A 22,378-nucleotide genomic window follows, 5' to 3' on the forward strand; every position below is an offset into this window, starting at 1 on the left:
GGGGATTAAACCATTCCTTATATTAATATAGCTCGACTCCAGAGGTAAGTCACTACTCCCTCGAGTCGAGCTAATAACAGCCATGAAATGTATGTTGTAATATATGTTTTTCTAAATTTACTGGAAAATATTGATTTTTTCATCGATTTTGCTACTATTATCAAATTTTCAAGCATACAATAAACTAAACAACAAACAAAATAGATTTAATTGATGGAATCACTTTGATAATTACTATTTCCTAAAAGGATAGTTTGGGTCTCAGCGTCAATGACCAGGTATTTATAATAAGTCTCCTGATTATTTTGCTTAAAGGATGCTAAAAAATATACTTGTCGATTGGGATGAATAAAAGTATGTTGAGAGAGGTCTATTTTTTCACGTATAAAATTAGTTTTTAGATGAAATGTCTCCTCAGCCTTAGGTACGTCCTTAAAGGCTATTTTTTGACGAATGTTTAAGGAAGCATCGTTATACTCCTCATAGATTGTCTTGTCTATTTGATGATAAAAATCATTCTCAGTACGAAATGTCTGATATTGATTATTAGGATATTTATAAGATGTTGTTCCAGAAGATATGCAAAGAATAGGTGCTGTATTTTCTACTGAATCTTGAGGCTGCTGTAGTAAAAAGCTCGAAACGACCAATGATAAAAAAAATACCTGCATTTTTAGGCCTCCTTTTCCTGTCATAAAGAAGATATCCCATTTTTATGTTATTTATACGTATCTTTACAACATCAATAGGAATTTGCTATCTATTCTATAATCGGAACCTAATACAGGATAAAACTAGTCGAATCATCGAAATCGTTTCAGCTGGCTTTATTGATCGCTTTTGAATATTTATTTAGTAGGACATCTAATTCTTGACTACAATCTACCACGCTAGGATGGGTGAAACCTAAATCCATAGCCTTTTTATACATATCTTTCCTTTTATTTTCAATCTCCATCTTCAAGAATTGTTTAAACGATATCTTAACCAAAATCTTTTCCCCCTAAAATTTTTTCTTCATATTCTTGAAATACATTGACCTCGATTCAACTTTTTCATTGTATCTCACCTAAAACGAAAAATATGTCACATTGTGTATAGGTTGAGAAATTCGTAATTTAGTCATAGAAAAATATAATCATAATTATATAATGGGAAAATAAGAAATTATAACACAGGGTATTTCAGCCTATTTAAATATCCTTTTATTGTATTAATTATGTGTTTTATCACCCTCCACATTAGAATATTAGGGTTTTTTTTTGGCCAAATATAAGAACGGGCAAAGAGTGATATTTAATAGTTTTACTCCTTTTTTACTATAAAAAACTAATGTCGAAATCTACTGTAATTTTAATGGTCTTCGTATCTTGTCACAATTTATCAAATAAACTTCTTTGTTGTTTGTTATTGAGGAGATTTCATGTTGGTTCATAATGTTGAGAATTTTCGAAATAAACGGAATGATGGGTAAATAGAGTTTGCATAATTGATATGATAGGGGGAGGTTATGGTGTTGAAGTTAAGGTTGCCTTTAATAAGCATTATGATCGTTACTAGTTTAATATTATTAGCATGTTCAGAAGTGAAAACAAAAGAAGGAGAATCTTCAGAATCAACAGTGGTTACTAACCATTCCATTCAACACGTGGAAGAATCAAAACAAATGCCTCCAACTATTGATAAGCATTACGATTTTACATATTTAGAGAAATTGTCAGAGGAAAAAAGAGCTTTATATGAAAAATTCTTGAAAAAAGGGAATATTAATAGTCTAAAGACTTTTACACCAGAGGAAATGGTGTTAATTATGATGAATTTAATATTTGAGCATAATTTCGATAAACTCTATGCAATTACCTACAATAACAATGAACTTCCAGATAAAGAAACTTTTATAGCAGAGTATATAGATTATTTATTAGATGAGGATATACAAAATTATCTAATGTACAGATACTACGATAGTATTTCTTTGAATAAAGATTCTAGCACTGAAAGTATAGCAATTGTTCATTTAGAGATAATTTTCGGAAGCTCGCACTACCTCAAGACATATGCCTTATTAAGAGAAGATGGTATGTGGAAGGTTGATCTATACAATTATTTGAAAGAAAAGAAGGCAAAATCTGAAGAAAAATAGAGGGAACTATAATGACTGTCATATATTTTGTAAGACACCGCATTCTCACTATAGCGGTGATGAGTACAATCGCCCACTTTCTAGTAAAGGGTTTGAGGATAGGGATCGTGTTACTAGATTATTTGAAAATAAAAATATCCATACGATATATTCAAGTCCATATAAAAGAGCCGTTCAGACGGTGGAGGGCATCGCACAAGAACATAAATTACAGATAAAAACGATGGATTCCTTTAAAGAAAGAATATTATATCTAATGGAAATATACTTGATTTTGACGCTGCCATTCATCAAGTATGGAGTCACCCGAATTTCGCATTTGATGGTGGAGAATCTAATGAAACCGCAAAGGAACGAGCTATTACCACCTTACAAAAAATTATACTTGCACATCCAAATGACAATATAGTGATGGGTACACATGGCAATATTATGGTCTTGATGATGCAGTATTTTGATGCGCAATATGACTACTCGTTTTGGAAAAAACTTTCAATGCCTGATGTGTATCAATTAACATTTCAGCATTTCGTGTTAAGTGATGTTCGAAGAATTTGGGAAGAATAGGGGAAGGGGCTGTCTATTGACGGCCCCTTGGTTCATTTTATCGAGAAGTCCGAAGTATTCCCACCACCTGCGGAAAATTACTTATCCAATTTGAATCCAGTCTTCTCGTAATAGACCAAATAAAACTACATCATGAAATTGGCCGAAGCGGAAAATCTCATTTCGTAGAGAACCTTCTTTTGTAAAGCCACACTTTTCGTAGGAACGAATAGCGCCTTTATTAAAGCTAAAAACCTGAAGCTTAATTTTATTAATGGAAATATAATTAAAAATAAAATGAATAAGAGTTTTCATGGCATCGGTGCCAAGCCCTTTGCCGTGCCATTGTTCGCCAATTGAGATACCTACAAAGCAAGTACTATTTTTCCAGTTGATTCCATAGACGCCACAGGAGCCGATAAGCTCATTAGACGACTTTTCGAATATACCGAAGATAAATTCCTCTTTTTTTCCACTAATACTTTGAAAGAATGAAGCATGATCCTCAAAGGTGTTTGGAAAGGGAATATCGTCATTGGCAAGTAACAACGTATTCTTTTCACTTTCGATTTTTACAAATGCTTCTAAGTCGGAAGAAGTCATTTGCTGTAAAGTAATAGATTGTCCAGTAAGAAATTCTTTAAAATAATTTTCCATTTGTTTTCTCCCTTGTTCAAGGGCTGCAGTTAGAGTTTACATCCCTCGGATTATTTGTTGTATAAACAAACATCTACTGCAATCTCTGCGCTCATATGCCCAACTCCTTTAGTTTAGATATCATTATAGTAGCATTTTTGGTAATTAGTAGAAACAAATATTTCAAACTCCATAAAGTGAGTTGATTCCCGTTCTGACTGAGCGCTTTCTGAAATTGTTCCGATAAAAGCTAAAATTGTTCCGATAAAACGAGATATTATTCCGATAAAAGCTAAAATTGTTCCGATAAAATGAGATTTTGTTCCGATAAATCTTCAAAGTATTCATACAAAAATGAATTCATCACAATAACGTAGGGTGGTCGCTGACGCTTCGCTCCACGGTCGCATCTGTGACGCTGATCCCCAAGGAGTCGCACAGTCTCCACTTTAATCAACTTATATACAAGAAATACTTTTTAACAAATGTCATCTCTAACTTTTAGTGATGAAACTATATAAATTATAACTTTCTTGAAGGACGCCAATTGGTTTGGCTATCTACATTTTGTTTCTCCATCCAATTTAGAAAATCGTCTATGCGCCGAATATCGTAATCTAACACTGCTTCATATACATAAATCGAAGGAAGTACCATGGATTTCTTTAGCAGTTCTTCTTTTATATTTAAAATATACTTTCGACTCTCTATTGTTAAGGAGTCGTTCATTAACGATACTAAATCCCTTGATAGAGGACCTTTTCGTGTTTCGGAAAACAGCCACATATCAATATTCCAAATTTCTAATGGGGCATGCTCATATTGTATTTTAAAATAGTAGCCATTAAATGGCGTTTCCAAATAATTACGATACTTTAATTCTAAAACCTTCGGATTGCCAGTTAAGTCCGCTAATATCGACATGGCTTCCGCTACATTCGGGAGAACACAAAATGTTTCGATATCGATATCTTGATCCACTAGTAAATCATACGCTGTAGCGCCGACAACATAAGCTTGACCAATTGTATTCCATTTTTCTAGTAGTGCCAATTCTTTTAGAATGAGCGAGGCAGTTTCTTTTCGCTCTTGTGCTCTCTTTAGTAATTCCAAAATTTACACCTACTCCACAATAAATTTCTAAATCATGTTAGAATACATTATATTTGTCATTTATTTAATATATTATCAAGAGATTCAACTGGGCCAAGACCAATCTAGGTAGATTACGAGGACTAAAGTTGAAAAGGAGAGCTTCGATGAGATTAAAATTTTACGAAGAAAATGATGATCACTTAATTGAACGATACACAATCACAGAGGAGCAGCTTCGCTATACGATGTCTCCGAAAGAGAGCATTGAACTTGTGAAGCAGGATAAAAATCGTCATGCCATTCTTGTATTAGATGAAGACAAGCTCGTAACCTTCTTTGTGTTACATGAAAATGATGGTGTCAAGCCATATTCCTCAAATGAACACGCAATTTTAATCCGCGCCTTTTCGACAGACTTTTATGAACAAGGGAAAGGTTATGCGAAAGCGGCATTACAGCTTTTGCCGGACTTTGTTTTGCAGCATTTTCCAAATATCAATGAGCTTGTGTTAGGGGTAAATCTACCGAATACTGCCGCACAGTCACTTTATAAAAAATGCGGTTTTGTCGATGAAGGAAGGCTGGCAAAAGGGTTTAGGGACGAGATTAAAGTGATGAGTTATTACATGGGTAAAATTAAAGGAGAAAAACTAGATTAGAAATGGTGTATTTTAGAAAATCTTTTCTTCGTACAACTAATTTAGCTATAAAAGAATGAGGTGAACAGAATGACACAATTGGTGGAAGCGCGTATGGATCATTTCGATGAAATATGTGGGATTGATCAAGAAGTAATTGGAGATTTTTCGAGAAGGGAATATTTGCGTACTGCAATTAACGAGAAGCGTTGTATCATTCAACAAAGTGGAAAAGCGATTGCTGGCTTTCTTATTTTTACAAATGACTTTTTTGACAATAGCTTCATTTCATTAGTTATTGTTAAGCCATCTGAAAGAAGAAAGGGCATTGCCACAGCATTATTAGATTTTTATGTAGAGATGTCTACCACTCCAAAAATCTTTTCTTCTACTAATCAATCAAATACTAGTATGCATAAAGTATTTGAAACGGCGGGATTTATAAAAAGTGGGTTTATTGAAAACTTAGACGAAGGAGATTCAGAAATTATTTATGTGAAATTAAAGCAGTAGAAAGCAAGTCTCGGGCAGTAGGGTACTGCTACGAGACTTGCAATTATGAAAGGTTATTTTCTTGCGCGTATTAATAAAAAGGAAGGGCGACGATACTCTTTTTCTAAGGAAGGCAGTTTTTGACTGGCTTCTGAATCAGGAAGAGGCTCTAGCATTTTTTCTATTGTTAAGTCATGTTCGATTAATGTATTGATGATTGTAGTGATGCTACGATGATACTTAACAACACCATCTACAAGCCAAGTTTGCTCACGCAGACCCTCATCATGGTAATTGTCAATTGCGTAATGGCTCCTATTCCCGCTGTCATCATAAAGCCAATTATCCTCCAATGTTTTACGGGCTGTAGCAATCGGATGCTCAACAGAAAAAACAAAAACGCTACCCGGGCGAAGCATGCTCGCAATTTTACCAACCACTGCACTAAAATCCTTTATATAATGCAAGGAAAGGGAGCTTGTTATACAGTCAAAGCTATTAGGTTCTGCATGATAATCTTCTATTGCTTGCAAATAATAGTCTATATTCGGATGGGCATGTTCATGTTGAGCAATTGCCAGCATATTTTTTGAAACATCAATAGCCGTTACATGTTGTGCATTGTTCTCTATACAATAGTACGCGAATTCTCCCATTCCACAGCCGATATCAAGCATTTGTAAATTAGTTAAATTAGGAAGTAAGGATTTTAACGCTGGCTGTTCAAGTAAATTATTGAAGTTGTATGGTGCTTGACGTAACTTTTTATATTGACGGAAAAATTCCGCATGGTCATAAATATTTTGTTTCATAGTAAACCTCCACTTGTCTTACATAACGTTATGTAACATTTGCGCATATTTATTGTCACATAGCCACCTTAAAAGAAATAGACTTTTATTTCAATTTTTAGTAAGATGTAGATAGAGGCATGCCAACTTTTGTAAATCCCCATCTATATGAATTGTATAGATGGTTTTTTGACATGAGGACGTTTTTACGCCATAAAATTGTAACAATTCAAAAAAATAAAATTATCTAGAGGTAAATGATGGCACTTATTTTAATGAATGACGTTATTTTTATTGGGAGTAATTATGCGGTTTCCCAAAAAATACATTGGAGGATGTTACATTGAGTAAAGAATCATTATTAAGTTTAAGTAGTAATTCATTGTTCTTGGCATTTATTTTACTACTGATCGCCATTATACCGATTGGGCTTGCCGTGAAATCAAAAGGAAAGATGTTTGGAAAAGTGGGGCTTCTACTTACATATATTGCTTTTGCTTTACAGCTAGTGTATTTCATATTAAGGTGGATTGCTGTTGATCATGCACCTGTAAGTAATATGTATGAGTTTATGACATTCTTTGGCATCATGCTTACTGGTAGCTATTTGATCATTCATTTCTTATATAAGCAAATTGTGGTAGGTTTGTTTACCATCCCTGTGTCATTAATTATTCTCGGTTATGGAAGCGTTTTTACAAAAACGGTTTCACCACTTGTTCCATCACTGCAAAGCAATTGGTTAACGATTCATGTGATGACAGTTGCATTTTCAAGTGCTATTTTATCGATTTCGTTCGCAACGGGTATTATTTATTTATTAAGAACATTAGATGTTTCTAAATTTTCGATGAGTACAGTTGCCTTGGAATTTGTTATGTATTGTTTAATTGTCGTGATTGGCTTTATCGGGGTGGGCACTTATTTTAATTTAGCAGGAGATAAAATCGAGGTTCAATTTGAAAATAAGCTAGAGAAGAAAGAAACTGCCGTTTATACGATGACACCGCTGATTGTCAATAAAGATGCAGTTACAACTAGTGGGGATCAGGTTGGCGCTTTGCAGATTACTAATAAGTTAGATGCGAAGAAATTGAATTCTATTGTATGGTCATTTATCGTTGGAACAATTTTATATGGGGTGATTGTACTTATTACGAGAAGACGATTAATTGTTTTATTAAAGCCATTAACAAATCGTGTACAACCAGCATTAATGGATGAAATTACATATCGAGCAGTTGTTATAGGTTTTCCATTGTTTGCTTTAGGTGGGCTTTTGTTTGCCATGATTTGGGCTCAGATTGCTTGGAGTAGGTATTGGGGTTGGGATCCTAAGGAAGTGTGGGCACTTATCACATTTTTATTTTATGCCGCTTTCCTTCATTTCCGACTTTCTAAAGGCTGGGAAGGGGAAAAGACAGCTTGGTTAGCGATTATTGGATTTGGCATTATCGTCTTTAATCAAGTATTTGTAAATTTAGTCATTGCAGGGTTACATTCTTACGCATAGGGGCTAAGTTGAATATAGTTAACTAAAAAAGAGACATCCATAATTGGATGTCTCTTGAATTTTGCACTCTACATGCTAAAGCTATAAATTAAAGCTTTACAACATTAGTAGCCTGAGGTCCGCGATTACCTTCTTCTACGCCGAACTCAACTTTTTGGCCTTCTTCTAAAGTTTTAAAGCCATCTGATTGAATAGCAGAGAAATGTACAAATACATCATTTCCACCTTCTACCTCGATAAAACCAAAACCTTTTTCTGCGTTAAACCATTTTACTGTACCTTGTGTCATGTGAACAACCTCCCAAAAAAATTAAACAATCATATTGCTTCGATAACTTGCAAAAAAATCACATATTCAAAAGCTCGTATTACTTTTGAATACGTGATTTTAGCGGTTAAGATGAAGTAATGTAATTATTGTTTTGATTATATAACAGTTCCAGACATTTATCCAGTATATTCCGATTTTAGTAATATAAAATTTACATTAACGTAATTTAACGATAATTAGTTGATCCATGCCTTCTCTTTTGCGACGATTACAGCCTCTGCACGAGATTCTACCTTTAGTTTGACAAAAAGTTTGGATAAATAATTTTCTACAGTGCGCTGCGTGACCCCAATGGCTGAAGCAATTGCTTTATTCGTACAACCTTGTGCGACAAGCTGTAATATTTCTTGTTCCTTGTCACTTAGTAAAATCTCTTGCTGCATATTTGGTAAATTGATGCGCTGCTGTACAAAATCTAAAAAATCAGCTGCTAGCAAGATTTCACCTCTTAGTGCGGCTTCAATGGTTTGAATAACTTGCTGTTTCGTGGCAAGCTTTGATAATAGTCCATCGACCTTTTTTTCAATAAGTAATTCGTAATAATCGGAAAGCTCATAGCCAGTGTAGAGTAAAATCAGTGCTTCTGGTTGCTTTTTCTTAATCATTTCTGAAAGCTGGATGCCATTGATTGGCTTCATATTTATATCGATTAAAAATAATTGAAAAGCTTGAGCATCCATTCTAGACAGAACAGCGGAACTATCCTGCTCTGTGTCGATATGAACATTTATTAAATCCTGTAATAATGTTTTTGTACCATCTAAAACGACAGGATGGTCATCTACAATAAGAATATTAATCATATGATTCCACGTCCTCTTGTATTTGAATAAATATTTGCATTCCTTCATTATGACTGGAGGTTATCGTGATGTCTCCATTAAAAGCACGGACTCGTTCTCGAATACCGTTAATACCCATTGAAGCTGAAGATTGCATTAAATCTTCAATATCGCAGCCAATACCATTATCTTCGTATTGTAGGATAAAACCGCAATCGATCACTTGTAGTTTTAGCGAAACTTCAGTGGCTTCGGCATGCTTAATGGCATTATTTAAAAGCTCCTGCACAAGGCGATAGACGGCTAAATGTAAGGTTGCATCCTGAAATTGGACGCGTTCTATTTGGGTGTTTAATAAAAAGTCGGCACGTATTTTCACCTTTTGAATCAGTTTTTTTAAGGCGATTTGAAGCCCAAATGTGTCAAGTAATGGAGGGCTTAGATTCTCACAATACTCACGTAAATCCTTCGATGCATTTAGCAATTGCTCTCGAATATCTAATACCTTATCTTTTTTTATTATAGGTGAGCTAGCAAGTACATCTAACTCTCTCGCTAAATGAAGTTGTTCCTGTAATATAGTGTCATGTAATTCTTGCGCTAAAATACTTTTTTCCTTTTCAATGATATTCCATAATAATTTATCGAGCCAAGGAAGCTGTGTATCATTGTGATCCTTCATAAGCCTTATTTCACATACTAAATCTTCAATGAGCTTTAAATTTTCAATAAACATTGAAACATAGAGGGCAAGTAACTCTAACCAAAGAAGCTCTTCTTTTTGTAATGCATGTCGAATGTTTAACATGATTTTTTCTTCACCTGTATCATGTAATAACAGGTGAGTCATGTTATTCCCGATGTTGACTTCACCGCGAGTGAATGGCGTATCTTCCGTTATTGTTGTAATCGTAAAAGCTGTAGTACCAAGCTTTTCTGTTATCTCATATTTAAATTGATCCAGCAATTCTTGCTGATCTTTTGCTTTACCCATTCGATTAACGGCAGCATATAAATTATGTACATAATTTCCAGAAGATGAAAAAATAATCTTTCGATACTTAAAATCAAGCTGCTCTTTTATATAAAAGCTAGCAATAATAACGAGGAAAATAAGTATAAAGACGCTCGTAATTTGAATAATCGATAATGTATCAATAAATAATATGGTAATACCTGTAGTTAAGATTAATGCACTAAAAAAAGCAAGTGTTGAATAATAGCGCAAACGAGATAATTGATATTCAATATCGAATAATCGTTCGTTCACTTGAATGAAAATAAAAGAAAAAGGAATAAACAATAAAAATAATGCAGCTACCTCACCATGAAAAATAGGGTTCTGACCTAAAATTACGGGTATAACGAAACATAGTAAAAACGGCAAAAAAGGCGTAATAAATGCAATGGTGATCAGACGGATTTTTGCCAGTTTAGTTCGTAAATAACTCGTTAGTAAAATATAGATGGCATAGAGAACAAGTACAGCAAATATGCCTAAATAAATTAATGCTGTTATTACCCTAAAATCAGACTTAACTCTCATTATGAAATTACAGCAAGGTATAAGTAGTAGTAATAAATAAAGCCATTTGGTATTGAGGTACGACCATTTTAGATGGAGGTATCGGAAATAAAATTGTAAAAAGTGAATAAAAAGTAACATGCATAAAACGATACCAATACCTATTACTGCTTCTCCAATTAAATTTCCTCTACTTGAGGCTCCACAACTTATATAAGTCAAAGAACAAGTTAATAAAAATAATGTTAGTAAACTAGTTAGTTGATTATCTTTATTTCTTTGCCATAAATAGATGGCAACTACAAAGGATAGGACAAAATAAAACAGCGGAAAAATAATTTGTAAATAAAATTCTTCCGGAATATCTTTATGCTTAACTTTAACAGTATGAACATCACCATTAGGTTTCATAAACGTCAGTTCTTTAGCACCTCTAACGAAAGAATTGAGTTGGATAGAACGAACATTTTCTGCAGGCTTGCCATCGATTGTCAGTAAAAGATCGCCTTTTTCAATGTTATTTTGCTCGGCCCATATTGAGTAATAGAACTCAGTTATGACCGGTTTTTGGCTAGTTGTGTCCACTAAAATACCAATTAAAGGGATTCGCATTGCCACTACGAGCACATAAATACCGAGGAGTAGGTAGGTTATGAAAATACTATATGTCCATTTACTCATCGCTTTCTCTCAAATATTTGCATGATAATATTGCCCCATTTCAATCTTAATTACCTATTTATTATCCATAATTTTTAGTAATTTTGGAATACCGAAATAAGGTGTTTCGGAAAACCACTATTGCTCTTTCGGAAAAACGAAGTGGTTTTTTCGGTATTGCCTATGATAGTGTAAATCTAGCATATGTGTCGAAAAGGGGGATCGTTGCGTGAAAAAGAAAGGATTGCCACTAATCCTTTTTTTTCTAGTCGTCATAATGTCGTACCCGAGTACAATAATCGCTAAGAACTATGAGAATGATGCGGTGAAAGTTGATATTTGCATTATTGGGGGTGACAATCGTTTTGTCTATAAGATTCCTAAGCATTTACATAATGATACGCCGTATCCTGAAATGAAGAATAATATTGAATCTTCCTTAGAAAGTCATTGGAAGATCGGGGACGCTCGTTATGAAGCTCACCAGACAGATGTTACGTATACTTTTCCCATTAAAGATTTAATTAATGAAAAGCAAAATGGGCAAATGAAGGTAGCGATACCATATACTTTTTTAGTAGGAATGTTTGGTGAAAATGATGCTATTCAACTGCGTATTTTGGCAAGCAAATTAATCGACTGGGAAACCAACTCAAAGGATTGGGCAACGCTCGGCTTTGTGGAACCGCCCACATATTTTAGTAAGCAGGAATATGTTTATGAGGGAGCGGTTAACAAGCTACTACAGCAGCGGGTAGGACATTTTAATGGCACGGTTATGAAAGGGCAAATGGTTTTACATAGTGTTATTTATTTAAGCTTTATTATTGCACAGCTTATCGCCTGTATAGTTTTATCAAGGCGCTTAAAAAAGAGAATTATAGAAGATCCAGAAAACATGCATCAGTTCCGAAAGCTTAACTATATGTACCAAATCATTCCGTTAATGATTATCGGTGTCCAAATTTTATTTTTAGTCATATCAGGGTTACTGACTGCTTTTAGTGTCTATTTTTCCCCAGGGATGGATCTTTTACTGATTATCGTTCCTATTTTATTTAATATTATTTTGTTACCAACGTTTTTTTTCACAATTGAGAGTGAAATCTCAAAAGAGCTAGAAAACAATTTTTTTGGCTCAGAAATGTAAATATTGTTTTTATTTTTGGACGTCCTAGATGTTATAATGGTCAACAGCATACTTGAAGGAGCTGTTGATTAACATGGCGCATCCAGAAATCGCGTACTTAAATTTACTACAACATATACTAGAGAATGGCGTGAAAAGAGAAGATCGTACAGGTACGGGTACATATAGTGTATTTGGCTATCAAATGCGATTTGATTTAAGCAAGGGCTTTCCTCTTTTAACGACTAAACGTGTACCATTTAAACTTGTAGCAAGTGAGCTACTTTGGTTCATTAAAGGGGACACAAATATTCGTTATTTACTGCAAAATAATAATCATATATGGGATGAATGGGCTTTTAAAAAATGGGTCGAGTCTGATGAATATTCAGGTCCTGATATGACAGACTTTGGCCGTCGTTGCTTAGTGGACGAGTCTTTCAATGCTGACTACAAAAAAGAGTTAGCTTCATTTTGTGAGCGTATTTTAACAGACGATGAATTTGCACGTAAATACGGCGAGCTAGGTAATGTTTATGGCAAGCAATGGCGTAATTGGACAACATCAACAGGGGAAAGCATCGATCAATTGCAAGATGTAATCGATCAAATCAAACACAATCCAGATTCACGACGCATTATTGTCAATGCATGGAATCCAGAGGATGTTATCAATGCAGGAGCAAAAGGCAGTAAAGCTGCATTACCTCCTTGTCACGTGATGTTCCAATTTTATGTCGCAAATGGAAAATTAAGCTGTCAGCTAATGCAAAGAAGCCTAGATACATTATTAGGCTGTCCATTTAATATTGCCTCATATGCATTACTGACACATTTAATTGCACATGAATGTGGTTTAGAAGTTGGCGAATTTATTCATAGCATTGGGGATGCTCATATATATTTAAATCACGTGGAGCAAGTAAAAGAACAGCTTTCACGTGAGCCTAAGGACCTACCAACCTTAAAAATTAATCCAAATAAAACGTCAATCTTTGACATAGAACTCGAAGATCTTTCGATTGAGGGCTATGATCCACACCCAACAATTAAAGCTCCAATTGCCGTTTAAACTGAAGCAGCAGCCGTTTTGGTTGCTGTTTTTTTAAAGCGAACTAACTGCGAAGCGTCGAGTAGAAGAGTTGAGACGACGGAAAGAACTGGCGGAGCGAGGGATAGAAGTCAGAGCGATGGAAATTTGAGGCAATGCGAGGGAAGATTTCAGAGCGACGGATAGAAGGTCAATGTGATGGATAGAAGAGTCGAATTCGTGGATAGAACTGGCAGAATCGTGGATAGAAGAGCCGAAGTCGTGGATAGAACCGGCAAAATCGTGGATAGAATGGCAAAAGTGACGGAAAGAATACAGAGCGACGGATAGAAGAGTCGAAGCGACGGAAAGAACCGGCAGAGCGACGGATAGAAGGGTCGAAGCGACGGAAAGAATCGTCAAAGCGACGGAAAGCAGAGGCAAAGTGACGAAAAGAGATCAGAGCGACGGAAAGCGGAGGCAAAAGTGACGGAAAGAACAGTCAGAACGACGGATAGAAGAGTCGAAGTGACGGAAAGAATACAGAGCGACGGATAGAAGAGTCGAAGTGACGGAAAGAACAGTCCAAGCGACGGATAGCGGAGGCAAAGTGACGGAAAGAATACAGAGCGGCAGATAAAAGGCCAATGTGATGGATAGAAGAGTCGAATTTGTGGATAGAACCGGCAGAATCGTGGATAGAAGAGCCGAATTCGTGGATAGAACCGGCAAAATCGTGGATAGAATGGCAAAAGTGACGGAAAGAATACAGAGCGACGGATAGAAGAGTCGAAGCGACGGAAAGAACCGGCAGAGCGACGGATAGAAGGATCGAATCGACGGAAAGAATCGTCGAACCGACGAAAAGAACCGATCAAATAGCCGGATACTACCGCCAAAAGAGAGAGCTTGATTTATTTAGAGCTAAATCCCCTAGCGCTTTATATGAAGGATATTTAAAAACATGAAAATTTTTCCGATATAAGTTTTAATATGGAAGTTCTAATAAAAATTTAGAGGTGAATGATGTGAGGAGATCGTTGATTTTTCAAATAGACGGAAGAGGGTGTGAGCAACGTTTAAGGACGAAATTGCTGACCAGTACTCCTCAACAACAAGAGGAATTTATTCATCAACATGAGCTAGCACACATCTCTACAAAATTAACACAGGAGCAAATACATAAAATGATGCAAGTCGTTGAGGATATTCGTCTGAAACGTTATAAAGAAAGACTATAAATGTAAGCGCCTTCTGAGCTATAATAGCTGAGGAGGTGTTTTATTATGAACGTGATTTTTGTAGATTCGGTTTTGGGTACAGAGCTTTTGCAAATGGTGTCACATGATGTGGCAGGCATATTGGCTGCGGCACAAGGAGAAAGTGTGACATTTCCAGTTGGCCATTTTAAGTATGAATTTCATAACTTAGACTTTTATGAGGAAGATGGGGAACTACGACAAGAATTAGTTATTTATGTAAAGAAATTATAATTATCGTATAATACTTTGATAACGGAATAAAATAAATACAGGTGCAAATAGAGCAATTTGCTTGTTTTTATTTAAACCTGTAACTATAATAGTTACAACAGGTGGTGATACATATGGTGAACAGTCGATATTCGGTAGCGATCCATATACTTTCGCTCATTGCAACAACATCTGATAAAAGCCAGCTGACGTCTGATTTCATCGCAGGTAGTGTGAATACAAATCCAGTTGTCGTGCGACGAATGATTGGGGTACTAAAAAAAGCGGGCTTGCTTACGTCACGACCAGGAATTGCAGGCTATGATCTATTAGTGGAGCCAAAAGATTTAACGCTATTAGCCATTTACCATGCGATTGATGGGCCAGAGCAGCTTTTTGCGATTCATGATGAGCCAAATCCAGCATGTGCGGTTGGTCGAAAAATCCAACGGACATTGGAAGGTGTTTATACATCTGTTTGGCATGCAATGGAAGAACAACTACAAGCACAAACTTTGCAGGATGTGCTAGATCAACTTCGTTAACATCAACGAAGTCGGTCTTTTGTATCTAACCTGTAACTAAAATAGTTACAAATGGAAAATAGGAGGAATTATAAATATGAAAATTGCGGTAATTGGTGCAACAGGGAAAGCGGGACAAAAAATTGTAGAGGAGGCACTACAACGTGGCCATGATGTAACTGCGATTGTGCGTTCAGCCTCGAAAATAACAGCAAATATTCCAGTAATTGAAAAGGCTGTATTTGAATTAGCTCAAGAAGATGTGAAAGGGTTTGACGTAGTCGTAAATGCATTTGGGGCTCCTTTTGGTCAGGAGGAATTACATGTGAAAGCTGGCCGTCATTTAATCGATATTTTCACTGGTATTGATACAAAATTATTTGTTGTCGGTGGTGCGGGTAGTCTGTTTGTAGACCCAGAGAAAACTGTACGCGTAATGGATACACCAGATTTTCCTGAAATGTTTTATGCGACAGCTAAAAACCAAGGTGAAAATCTACATGACTTACAACAATCAACTATTACTTGGACATTTTTAAGCCCATCTGCTTTCTTTGATCCAGAAGGTCCACGTACAGGTAGCTATACTGCTGGAGAAGATCATTTATTAGTAAATGCTGCTGGTGAAAGTTATGTTAGCTATGCAGATTATGCCGTTGCAGTATTAGATGAAATTGAAAATCCAAAGCATGTTAACAGTCGTTTTACAGTTTCTTCAAATAAATAAAAGAATTAACACCAGTGTTCCTGGGATAGTACACATTAAAATAGTTTATATTTAGCTGAACTAACACAAACAATTAGTTCAGCTTTTTTATTGTGCTAAATGAACGAATGGGAATATTTATCTTGCATTGGAATAGCCTGATTGGTGAAGATTAATAATTATGAACCCACTTGTTATGAATCGAAAAAGAGTTCTTTGAGCAAGTAAAAAGCCGAATCCATACGCAATTATGCTGAGGCATAATTGTTTAAAAACGAGAAAAACTGCTAACCAAAGTAAAAAGTGTGTAATCTTATATGTCTTAATAGTTTCAAAGTAGCGCTCGGTTTTTAGGGAATAATAATATCTTTTCATGGGATTTTTCATTTTACAGAAAAATGACTGTTTACAATACTGCATTAATTAGCTACTATCAAGTGTGAGGATTACATAAAAGGAGACGACAATTATGTCCACACAACGTATAGAAAAAGACTTTTTAGGTGAACGTGCATTACCAAGCAATGCTTATTACGGGATTCAAACGCTTCGTGCAACTGAAAACTTCCCGATTACAGGATATACAATTCACTCTGCTCTTATTAAAGCAATGGGTATTGTAAAAAAAGCAGCTGCTATGAGTAATATGGAGGTACACCTACTTTCAACAGAAATCGGAGATGCAATTGTCGAGGCTGCACAGGAAGTTATTGACGGCGAGTGGGATGCTGAATTTATCGTTGACCCAATCCAAGGCGGTGCTGGCACATCTATTAATATGAATGCCAACGAGGTTATTGCTAACCGTGCCTTAGAGATTTTGGGCAAAGAAAAAGGGGACTACAAAACAATTAGCCCAAACAGCCATGTTAATATGTCACAATCAACAAACGATGCTTTCCCAACAGCTATTCATATCGCTGTGTTGAATTTGATAGATGAACTACTTCTTACAATGGAAAACATGCAAGCAGTGTTCCACCAAAAAGCGGAGCAATTTGCGCATGTTATTAAAATGGGTCGTACGCATTTACAAGACGCTGTACCGATTCGATTAGGGCAAGAATTTGAAGCATATTGCCGTGTGATCACTCGTGATATTGCGCGCATTCGCCAAACTCGCCCAAATTTATATGATGTAAATATGGGAGCAACAGCTGTTGGTACAGGATTAAATGCATTCCCTGACTATATTCAATCAGTTGATGTTCATCTTGCTGAAATTTCAGGATTGCCGCTTAAAGGCGCTACACACCTTGTGGATGCAACACAAAATACGGATGCTTATACAGAAGTATCAGGCGCACTAAAAATCTGTATGATTAATATGTCGAAAATCGCTAATGACCTTCGCTTAATGGCATCTGGACCACGTGCTGGATTAGGGGAAATCATTTTACCAGCTCGTCAACCTGGATCTTCTATTATGCCAGGGAAAGTAAATCCTGTTATGCCAGAGGTTCTTAATCAAGTGGCATTCCAAGTAATTGGTAATGACCATACGATTTCTTTAGCATCTGAAGCAGGACAATTAGAATTAAACGTTATGGAGCCTGTGCTTGTCTTTAACTTAATTCAATCGATTAGCATTATGAATAACGTGTTCCGAGCATTTACACAAAATTGCTTGAAGGATATTGAAGCAAACGAAGATCGCATGAAAGAATATGTGGAAAAAAGCGTTGGTGTGTTAACAGCAGTGAACCCGCATATTGGCTATGAGGTAGCTGCACGAATTGCGCGTGAAGCAATTTTATCTGGTCGTTCAATTCGTGAGCTTTGCATTGAAGAAGGCGTCCTAACAAAAGAACAATTAGATTTAATTCTAGATCCATATGAGATGACACATCCTGGTATTGCTGGATCAAGTATTATGAAATTAAAATAATTTATGGTGAAAGCACTTTGTCTAAAGCAAAGTGCTTTTACTTTTAGAGCACATCTCCATGTTTTTTGGATACTACGAAAGTACTTTTTCTTTTATATATCATTCCCCTTACAAAAGTTGGTCTTTTTTCTATGAATTTCAGGAGAATTAAACTATAATAACTACGTTGGAATAATATTATAGTTGGAGGAATTTAGTATGAGCTTACGGAAAAAAAGTATAATTTGCTTTTCTACTTTAAATGTTCTCATGGGTGTTTTATTAATTATAGACCTAGCAAATTTAACTTCATTAAAATGGCTATCCACTTTATTAACAGTAATAGGAATTACGATGACATTATCGTGTATTTTCTATGTAAAATTTAAAATTATTAAGCCTATTAAACAATTATCAGAATCTGCACAAGCAATTGCTGGTGGAAATTTAAGTACTGCTCCGATTGAAATTAATTCCAATGATGAGATATCAGACTTAGCTAAAGCGTTTTTAAAGATGAAGGAACAATTACATACGATGACACAAAATATTGCAAGTAGTTCTTCAGATTTATCTGCGAGCATTGAGGAGCTATCAGCAAGTACAAATGAAATTACAGATGCAGTGAACGAAGTTGATTCACAAATGGAGAATACGACTGATGGCCTTAAGAAAGCAGCACAATCTGCAAATGAAAGTGCTATTGCTATGCAGGAAACTGCTGATGGCATTGAACGTATTACCGTGGCAACGCAAGATGTATTTGATCATGCAAAAGAAGCAAATGACATTGCAGGCAACGGTGTGGAAATTTTACACGTGGCTAAAAATCAGATGGAATTCATTTCAACTTCTACTGAAAAAACAAGTGAATTAATGCAGCAATTATCTGGAAAAATGACAGATATCAAATCTATGACAGACATGATTACGGCTATTACAGATCAAACGAATTTGCTTGCATTAAATGCAGCGATTGAAGCGGCGCGTGCTGGAGAACATGGTAAAGGCTTTGCCGTAGTAGCGGAGGAAGTTCGAAAATTGGCAGAGCAATCTAAGCATTCGGCTATTCAAATTGTCGAGCTGGTAGTTGGCATTGAAAGCGATACAAAACAAGTAGCTACCTCTGTCGAAGAGGACTTGAAAAACGTTCAACAGGGCGTCTATGTTATTGATGAGGCTACAAAGTCATTCGGTACGATTTCTCAGCATGTTAGCAAAATGACGAACCAACTTGAGGATATTTCCGCAACAGCAGAAGAGCTTTCAAGTAGCGCGAATGAGGTTACAAACTTAGTATCGACAATCGCAAGTGGAATGGACAGTTTGTCTAATTATACAGAGGTCATTCTGCAGTCAGTAGATGAGCAAAGTGCCTCCATGCAAGCGGTCAACATGGTAGTATCACAAGATTTATGTGTACAAGCTGAAAATTTACAAAAGCTGACACAGAGATTTAGTGGACAATAATTGCAAGAAATATAGTATTCATTAAAAAAGGCTATTTTACAGGAATAAATTTTCTGCGAAATAGCCTTTTTTATTTTATATCAAGTGTATTAATTAACCGGTTTAAATAGCTTCGAAATTAAATATAAATAAGCCGAAAAAATCGGTTGTTATCGTCAAAAATCCTATGCTAATCATTAACACCATTTCTGCGATAGTAGCAACAAAATCTCTTTTATTTTCCGCGTATTTCCATTCCATAAATGCTCGTAGCATTTCAGATGTTATAAAAAAGACAATTAAGATAAACCATGTTTCAAAATACCAAGGAATTCCAAGTGTATCGTTACCAATCATATAATACGAACTAATTAAAAATAAACTCATAAATATTATTCGTACAGACCAATCTAGTTTTTTATGTCTTTCGTTAATGTGATTATAAGAAAACCATTTCTTTCTTTCAACACCTAACAGCTTTCTAATGGCAAATCCAAAAATACTAATTACTAAAACAAGCGTAATTAGAAAAAGTATAAATGTTCCAAATTCGATATTAATCAATTTTCAATCACCTCGTAGGCAAGCTCTTTTCTTAAATATTGTCGGTCATAAAATACCACCATTCTTATTGCAATAAAATTCTACATTAATTAAATGAGAAGAAGAAACACCACTTTCAGAGTATTTTCCACCAACAGTAATGATATAAGAGCGACCATCATCGTCAATTGTATATTTGTATCCTTTTTGGATCCAGTTACCACTACCATTTTCAATTTTCGAAGATAGAGAGTTCATAGCTGAAAACAACTGCCTACTTTCAGTTGTATTTGAATTTAACTGTGTATCAAAAGAGCCTTCAAAACTAATAATAGCAACCTTTGAACCTGTATGTATTTCCACTGTTTTCGGTACTGAAGTTGGAGCATACGCATCATTATTTTTTAACACGATAAATGAAGCATCTACTCTTTCTTTTAACATCTTTTTAAAATCACTTACCTCAACCCAGTATTCATCAGTAAACTTTGATATAGGTTCTATTTCAAAGTTTTCTTGATATTCTTCGTTCACTTTCTCTACAAGAGAAATATATTCCTTGTAATACTTTTCTTTTTGTTCCTGCGTTAAATTTAAAGGAGTTGGAGCTACGATTTTTTCTTTTTCTACTGTTTGTTCATCGGTCGATGGTTTGGATGATTTTACATTTTCTGTTTTTTCATTTACACACCCTGTTAAAAAGAAAATTCCCAGTAAAGCTCCTGCAAATATATATTTCTTCAATATCTTCACCTCACAAAAATGAATTAAATGACAGAATAATTAGTTATTTATTTAAACTATAACACATTTACAAATACTGGGGCAAAAAATATATGAAGTAACGAGCCTGAGGGAATGAACTTTGAAATTTCAATAGTTAAAAAACAATTTAAGCACAAGTTTCCCTTTTTGGTATAATATTGAAAGAGAGGTGGGGAATTTAATGGGTATAAATTTTAATAGTTTTCTTAAAGAAGAATTGTCAGTAATCGATATTCAAACAGCTATGGTACAAGGTGATATAACATCAAAAGAATTAACTATGTATTATTTACACAGAATTGCTAAGTATGATCAAGGCGGACAGAAAATTAATTCTATGCTTGAAATTAATCCTGAAGCGATATTTATTGCTGAAGCATTAGATGAGGAAAGACTAACAAAAGGGGCTAGAGGGCCTTTACACGGAATTCCAGTAGTTTTAAAAGATAATATCGAAACGAAAGATTTTATGCACACTAGTGCAGGCGTAATAGCATTGGAAAATTATTTAGCTAAGCAGGATGCATTTCTAGTAAAAAAGCTTCGTGAAGCAGGGGCTGTTATTTTAGGGAAAGCAAATATGACTGAATTAGCAAACGCTATGTCGAGTACGATGTGGGCGGGTTATAGTTCTCGAGGTGGCCAAACACTAAATCCTTATGGCGATCCACAACTTTATGTGGGAGGATCCAGTTCGGGGTCAGCAGTAGCGGTGGCATCGAATTTTTCTGTTTTATCAATTGGAACTGAGACAGACGCCTCGATTTTAAGTCCAGCTATTACAAATTCAGTAGTTGGCATAAAACCGACTGTTGGGCTCATTAGTAGACAGGGCATTATTCCGTTTACATACTCTCAAGACACAGCAGGGCCAATGGCTAGAACAGTAACAGATGCAGCTATTTTATTGGGCGTGTTAACAGGAGTAGATCAAGACGACGTCGCTACATATAAAAGTGAAAGAAGGTTATATAAGGATTACACCCCTTTTTTAGAGGCCACAGGATTAAATGGCGCTAGAATTGGTGTTTATAATAATGCCTCAAAAGCTTATTATGACTCAGAGGAATATGATGAAACACTTTTTAATAATGCAATTCAGGTTTTAAGAGCTCAAGGAGCCGATATTATTGAAGGCATCGAAATCCCTTCTTTTCATAGAGACTGGAAATGGGGAGTACCGCAATACGAATTAAAGCATAGTTTAAATAATTTCCTTGTAAATCTACCTTCCCACATGCCTGTGCATTCTATCTCTGAGTTAATTCAATTTAATAAACGTTCAAAAGGAAAGTCGTTAAAATATGGTCAGGATAAATTGGAATTGAGAGAGAAACTATCGAACACATTAAGAGATTCTGACTATTTAAATGCAAAATTAGAGGATTTGTATTTTTCTCAAGAACAAGGAATCGATTATACATTAAAAAAATATGAATTGGATGCGATTATCTTTCCATCATATATAGGTTCGACAATTAGTGCAAAAGCTGGTTATCCGTCTATTGCCGTCCCAGCAGGGTATATGAAAAATGGGAGACCGTTTGGCATAACTTTCGCAGGAACTGCATTTAGTGAAGATGTTCTAATAAAACTCGCATTTTCATTTGAACAAGCAACTAAACTACGAAAAGCACCGAAGTTGAGTGAGTAGTTATAAAATATCTAATTGCCTCAATTGACTTTAAAAATACTGTACTTTACTATTAACGGAAAGAAATCTGGTATTTTCCAGTTTCTT

At 35.4% G+C, this 22,378-nt stretch carries 26 protein-coding genes and 1 pseudogene; 15 read left to right on the forward strand and 12 right to left on the reverse strand.

Annotated elements, in window-relative coordinates:
• Positions 1–206 precede the first annotated feature (206 nt).
• Together ACMZ42_RS17485 and ACMZ42_RS17490 are read right to left on the reverse strand one after the other, a co-directional pair.
• The gene (locus ACMZ42_RS17485; protein WP_415732195.1) at positions 207–671 is read right to left on the reverse strand and encodes a hypothetical protein; all 465 of its coding nucleotides are present in this window, start codon (positions 669–671) and stop codon (positions 207–209) included.
• Between the two features lie 146 nt (positions 672–817).
• Entirely contained in the window at positions 818–958 is a 141-nt protein-coding gene (locus ACMZ42_RS17490; RefSeq protein WP_198516187.1) for an aspartyl-phosphate phosphatase Spo0E family protein, read from the reverse strand.
• Positions 959–1,510: 552 nt separating this feature from the next.
• Between ACMZ42_RS17490 and ACMZ42_RS17495 the strand changes: the two genes are divergently transcribed.
• The 3 genes and pseudogenes from ACMZ42_RS17495 to ACMZ42_RS17505 all read left to right on the forward strand — a co-directional run bounded on the left by ACMZ42_RS17495 (position 1,511) and on the right by ACMZ42_RS17505 (position 2,710).
• Positions 1,511–2,143, forward strand: a complete 633-nt coding sequence (locus ACMZ42_RS17495; protein ID WP_415732196.1) for a hypothetical protein — start codon at positions 1,511–1,513, stop codon at positions 2,141–2,143.
• A gap of 22 nt (positions 2,144–2,165) precedes the next feature.
• A pseudogene (locus tag ACMZ42_RS17500) lies at positions 2,166–2,327 on the forward strand (histidine phosphatase family protein); the annotation flags it as partial.
• A gap of 101 nt (positions 2,328–2,428) precedes the next feature.
• Positions 2,429–2,710 carry a histidine phosphatase family protein gene (locus ACMZ42_RS17505; RefSeq protein WP_415732254.1) on the forward strand — a complete coding sequence of 94 codons (282 nt, stop codon included), beginning with the start codon at positions 2,429–2,431 and terminating at the stop codon, positions 2,708–2,710.
• Positions 2,711–2,791: 81 nt separating this feature from the next.
• Here ACMZ42_RS17505 and ACMZ42_RS17510 read toward each other — a convergent pair whose 3' ends face one another.
• Both ACMZ42_RS17510 and ACMZ42_RS17515 read right to left on the reverse strand, forming a co-directional pair.
• The gene (locus ACMZ42_RS17510) at positions 2,792–3,346 is read right to left on the reverse strand and encodes a GNAT family N-acetyltransferase (RefSeq protein WP_415732197.1); all 555 of its coding nucleotides are present in this window, start codon (positions 3,344–3,346) and stop codon (positions 2,792–2,794) included.
• A gap of 501 nt (positions 3,347–3,847) precedes the next feature.
• Complete coding sequence (locus ACMZ42_RS17515) at positions 3,848–4,438, reverse strand: hypothetical protein (RefSeq protein WP_415732198.1); 591 nt, start codon at positions 4,436–4,438, stop codon at positions 3,848–3,850.
• A gap of 146 nt (positions 4,439–4,584) precedes the next feature.
• Between ACMZ42_RS17515 and ACMZ42_RS17520 the strand changes: the two genes are divergently transcribed.
• Positions 4,585–5,079: a GNAT family N-acetyltransferase gene (locus ACMZ42_RS17520; RefSeq protein ID WP_415732199.1), complete on the forward strand. Its 495-nt coding sequence runs from the start codon at positions 4,585–4,587 to the stop codon at positions 5,077–5,079.
• Positions 5,080–5,148: 69 nt separating this feature from the next.
• Positions 5,149–5,571: a GNAT family N-acetyltransferase gene (locus tag ACMZ42_RS17525; RefSeq protein ID WP_415732200.1), complete on the forward strand. Its 423-nt coding sequence runs from the start codon at positions 5,149–5,151 to the stop codon at positions 5,569–5,571.
• A gap of 53 nt (positions 5,572–5,624) precedes the next feature.
• Here ACMZ42_RS17525 and ACMZ42_RS17530 read toward each other — a convergent pair whose 3' ends face one another.
• A complete protein-coding gene (locus tag ACMZ42_RS17530) occupies positions 5,625–6,362 on the reverse strand; it encodes a class I SAM-dependent methyltransferase (protein WP_415732201.1) in 738 nt (245 codons plus the stop codon).
• Between the two features lie 322 nt (positions 6,363–6,684).
• Here ACMZ42_RS17530 and ccsB point away from each other — a divergent pair, with 322 nt between their 5' ends.
• Positions 6,685–7,854, forward strand: a complete 1,170-nt coding sequence (gene ccsB / locus ACMZ42_RS17535) for a c-type cytochrome biogenesis protein CcsB (RefSeq protein WP_402873860.1) — start codon at positions 6,685–6,687, stop codon at positions 7,852–7,854.
• An 88-nt stretch (positions 7,855–7,942) separates the two neighbouring features.
• Here ccsB and ACMZ42_RS17540 read toward each other — a convergent pair whose 3' ends face one another.
• From ACMZ42_RS17540 to ACMZ42_RS17550, 3 genes are all read right to left on the reverse strand, one after another.
• A complete protein-coding gene (locus tag ACMZ42_RS17540; RefSeq protein WP_053592785.1) occupies positions 7,943–8,143 on the reverse strand; it encodes a cold-shock protein in 201 nt (66 codons plus the stop codon).
• A 218-nt stretch (positions 8,144–8,361) separates the two neighbouring features.
• Complete coding sequence (locus ACMZ42_RS17545) at positions 8,362–8,988, reverse strand: response regulator (protein WP_415732202.1); 627 nt, start codon at positions 8,986–8,988, stop codon at positions 8,362–8,364.
• Positions 8,981–11,173, reverse strand: a complete 2,193-nt coding sequence (locus tag ACMZ42_RS17550; protein ID WP_415732203.1) for an ATP-binding protein — start codon at positions 11,171–11,173, stop codon at positions 8,981–8,983. The genes ACMZ42_RS17545 and ACMZ42_RS17550 overlap by 8 nt, the downstream gene beginning before the upstream one ends.
• Before the next feature lie 208 nt (positions 11,174–11,381).
• Here ACMZ42_RS17550 and ACMZ42_RS17555 point away from each other — a divergent pair, with 208 nt between their 5' ends.
• Entirely contained in the window at positions 11,382–12,302 is a 921-nt protein-coding gene (locus tag ACMZ42_RS17555; RefSeq protein WP_415732204.1) for a hypothetical protein, read from the forward strand.
• Positions 12,303–12,375: 73 nt separating this feature from the next.
• Positions 12,376–13,353, forward strand: a complete 978-nt coding sequence (locus tag ACMZ42_RS17560) for a thymidylate synthase (RefSeq protein WP_370078943.1) — start codon at positions 12,376–12,378, stop codon at positions 13,351–13,353.
• A gap of 33 nt (positions 13,354–13,386) precedes the next feature.
• On the opposite strand, the gene ACMZ42_RS17565 is transcribed toward ACMZ42_RS17560, so the two are convergent.
• Both ACMZ42_RS17565 and ACMZ42_RS17570 read right to left on the reverse strand, forming a co-directional pair.
• Positions 13,387–13,734, reverse strand: coding sequence for a hypothetical protein (locus ACMZ42_RS17565; RefSeq protein ID WP_415732205.1), 348 nt, complete (start codon positions 13,732–13,734; stop codon positions 13,387–13,389).
• A complete protein-coding gene (locus ACMZ42_RS17570) occupies positions 13,731–14,189 on the reverse strand; it encodes a hypothetical protein (protein WP_415732206.1) in 459 nt (152 codons plus the stop codon). The genes ACMZ42_RS17565 and ACMZ42_RS17570 overlap by 4 nt, the downstream gene beginning before the upstream one ends.
• A gap of 150 nt (positions 14,190–14,339) precedes the next feature.
• Here ACMZ42_RS17570 and ACMZ42_RS17575 point away from each other — a divergent pair, with 150 nt between their 5' ends.
• The 6 genes from ACMZ42_RS17575 (at position 14,340) to ACMZ42_RS17600 (ending at position 19,350) form a co-directional block, all read left to right on the forward strand.
• On the forward strand, positions 14,340–14,552 hold the full coding sequence (locus tag ACMZ42_RS17575; protein WP_370078934.1) for a hypothetical protein: 213 nt from the start codon (positions 14,340–14,342) through the stop codon (positions 14,550–14,552).
• A gap of 45 nt (positions 14,553–14,597) precedes the next feature.
• Positions 14,598–14,804 (forward strand): thymidylate synthase, encoded by a 207-nt coding sequence (locus tag ACMZ42_RS17580; RefSeq protein ID WP_370078932.1) that lies wholly within the window; start codon positions 14,598–14,600, stop codon positions 14,802–14,804.
• A gap of 113 nt (positions 14,805–14,917) precedes the next feature.
• Complete coding sequence (locus ACMZ42_RS17585; protein WP_402873852.1) at positions 14,918–15,328, forward strand: Rrf2 family transcriptional regulator; 411 nt, start codon at positions 14,918–14,920, stop codon at positions 15,326–15,328.
• A gap of 76 nt (positions 15,329–15,404) precedes the next feature.
• Positions 15,405–16,034, forward strand: coding sequence for an NAD(P)-dependent oxidoreductase (locus ACMZ42_RS17590; protein ID WP_415732207.1), 630 nt, complete (start codon positions 15,405–15,407; stop codon positions 16,032–16,034).
• A gap of 448 nt (positions 16,035–16,482) precedes the next feature.
• Positions 16,483–17,901, forward strand: coding sequence for an aspartate ammonia-lyase (gene aspA, locus ACMZ42_RS17595; protein WP_370078926.1), 1,419 nt, complete (start codon positions 16,483–16,485; stop codon positions 17,899–17,901).
• A gap of 198 nt (positions 17,902–18,099) precedes the next feature.
• The gene (locus ACMZ42_RS17600) at positions 18,100–19,350 is read left to right on the forward strand and encodes a methyl-accepting chemotaxis protein (RefSeq protein ID WP_415732208.1); all 1,251 of its coding nucleotides are present in this window, start codon (positions 18,100–18,102) and stop codon (positions 19,348–19,350) included.
• Positions 19,351–19,452: 102 nt separating this feature from the next.
• On the opposite strand, the gene ACMZ42_RS17605 is transcribed toward ACMZ42_RS17600, so the two are convergent.
• Complete coding sequence (locus ACMZ42_RS17605) at positions 19,453–19,893, reverse strand: DUF4181 domain-containing protein (protein WP_415732209.1); 441 nt, start codon at positions 19,891–19,893, stop codon at positions 19,453–19,455.
• 45 nt (positions 19,894–19,938) lie between these two features.
• On the reverse strand, positions 19,939–20,616 hold the full coding sequence (locus ACMZ42_RS17610) for a hypothetical protein (protein ID WP_415732210.1): 678 nt from the start codon (positions 20,614–20,616) through the stop codon (positions 19,939–19,941).
• A gap of 202 nt (positions 20,617–20,818) precedes the next feature.
• Here ACMZ42_RS17610 and ACMZ42_RS17615 point away from each other — a divergent pair, with 202 nt between their 5' ends.
• On the forward strand, positions 20,819–22,291 hold the full coding sequence (locus ACMZ42_RS17615; RefSeq protein ID WP_415732211.1) for an amidase family protein: 1,473 nt from the start codon (positions 20,819–20,821) through the stop codon (positions 22,289–22,291).
• The last annotated feature ends 87 nt before the right edge of the window (positions 22,292–22,378 follow it).

Origin of the sequence: Lysinibacillus sp. NPDC056185 (genome assembly GCF_047737915.1) — a bacterium.
Classification (GTDB): domain Bacteria; phylum Bacillota; class Bacilli; order Bacillales_A; family Planococcaceae; genus Lysinibacillus.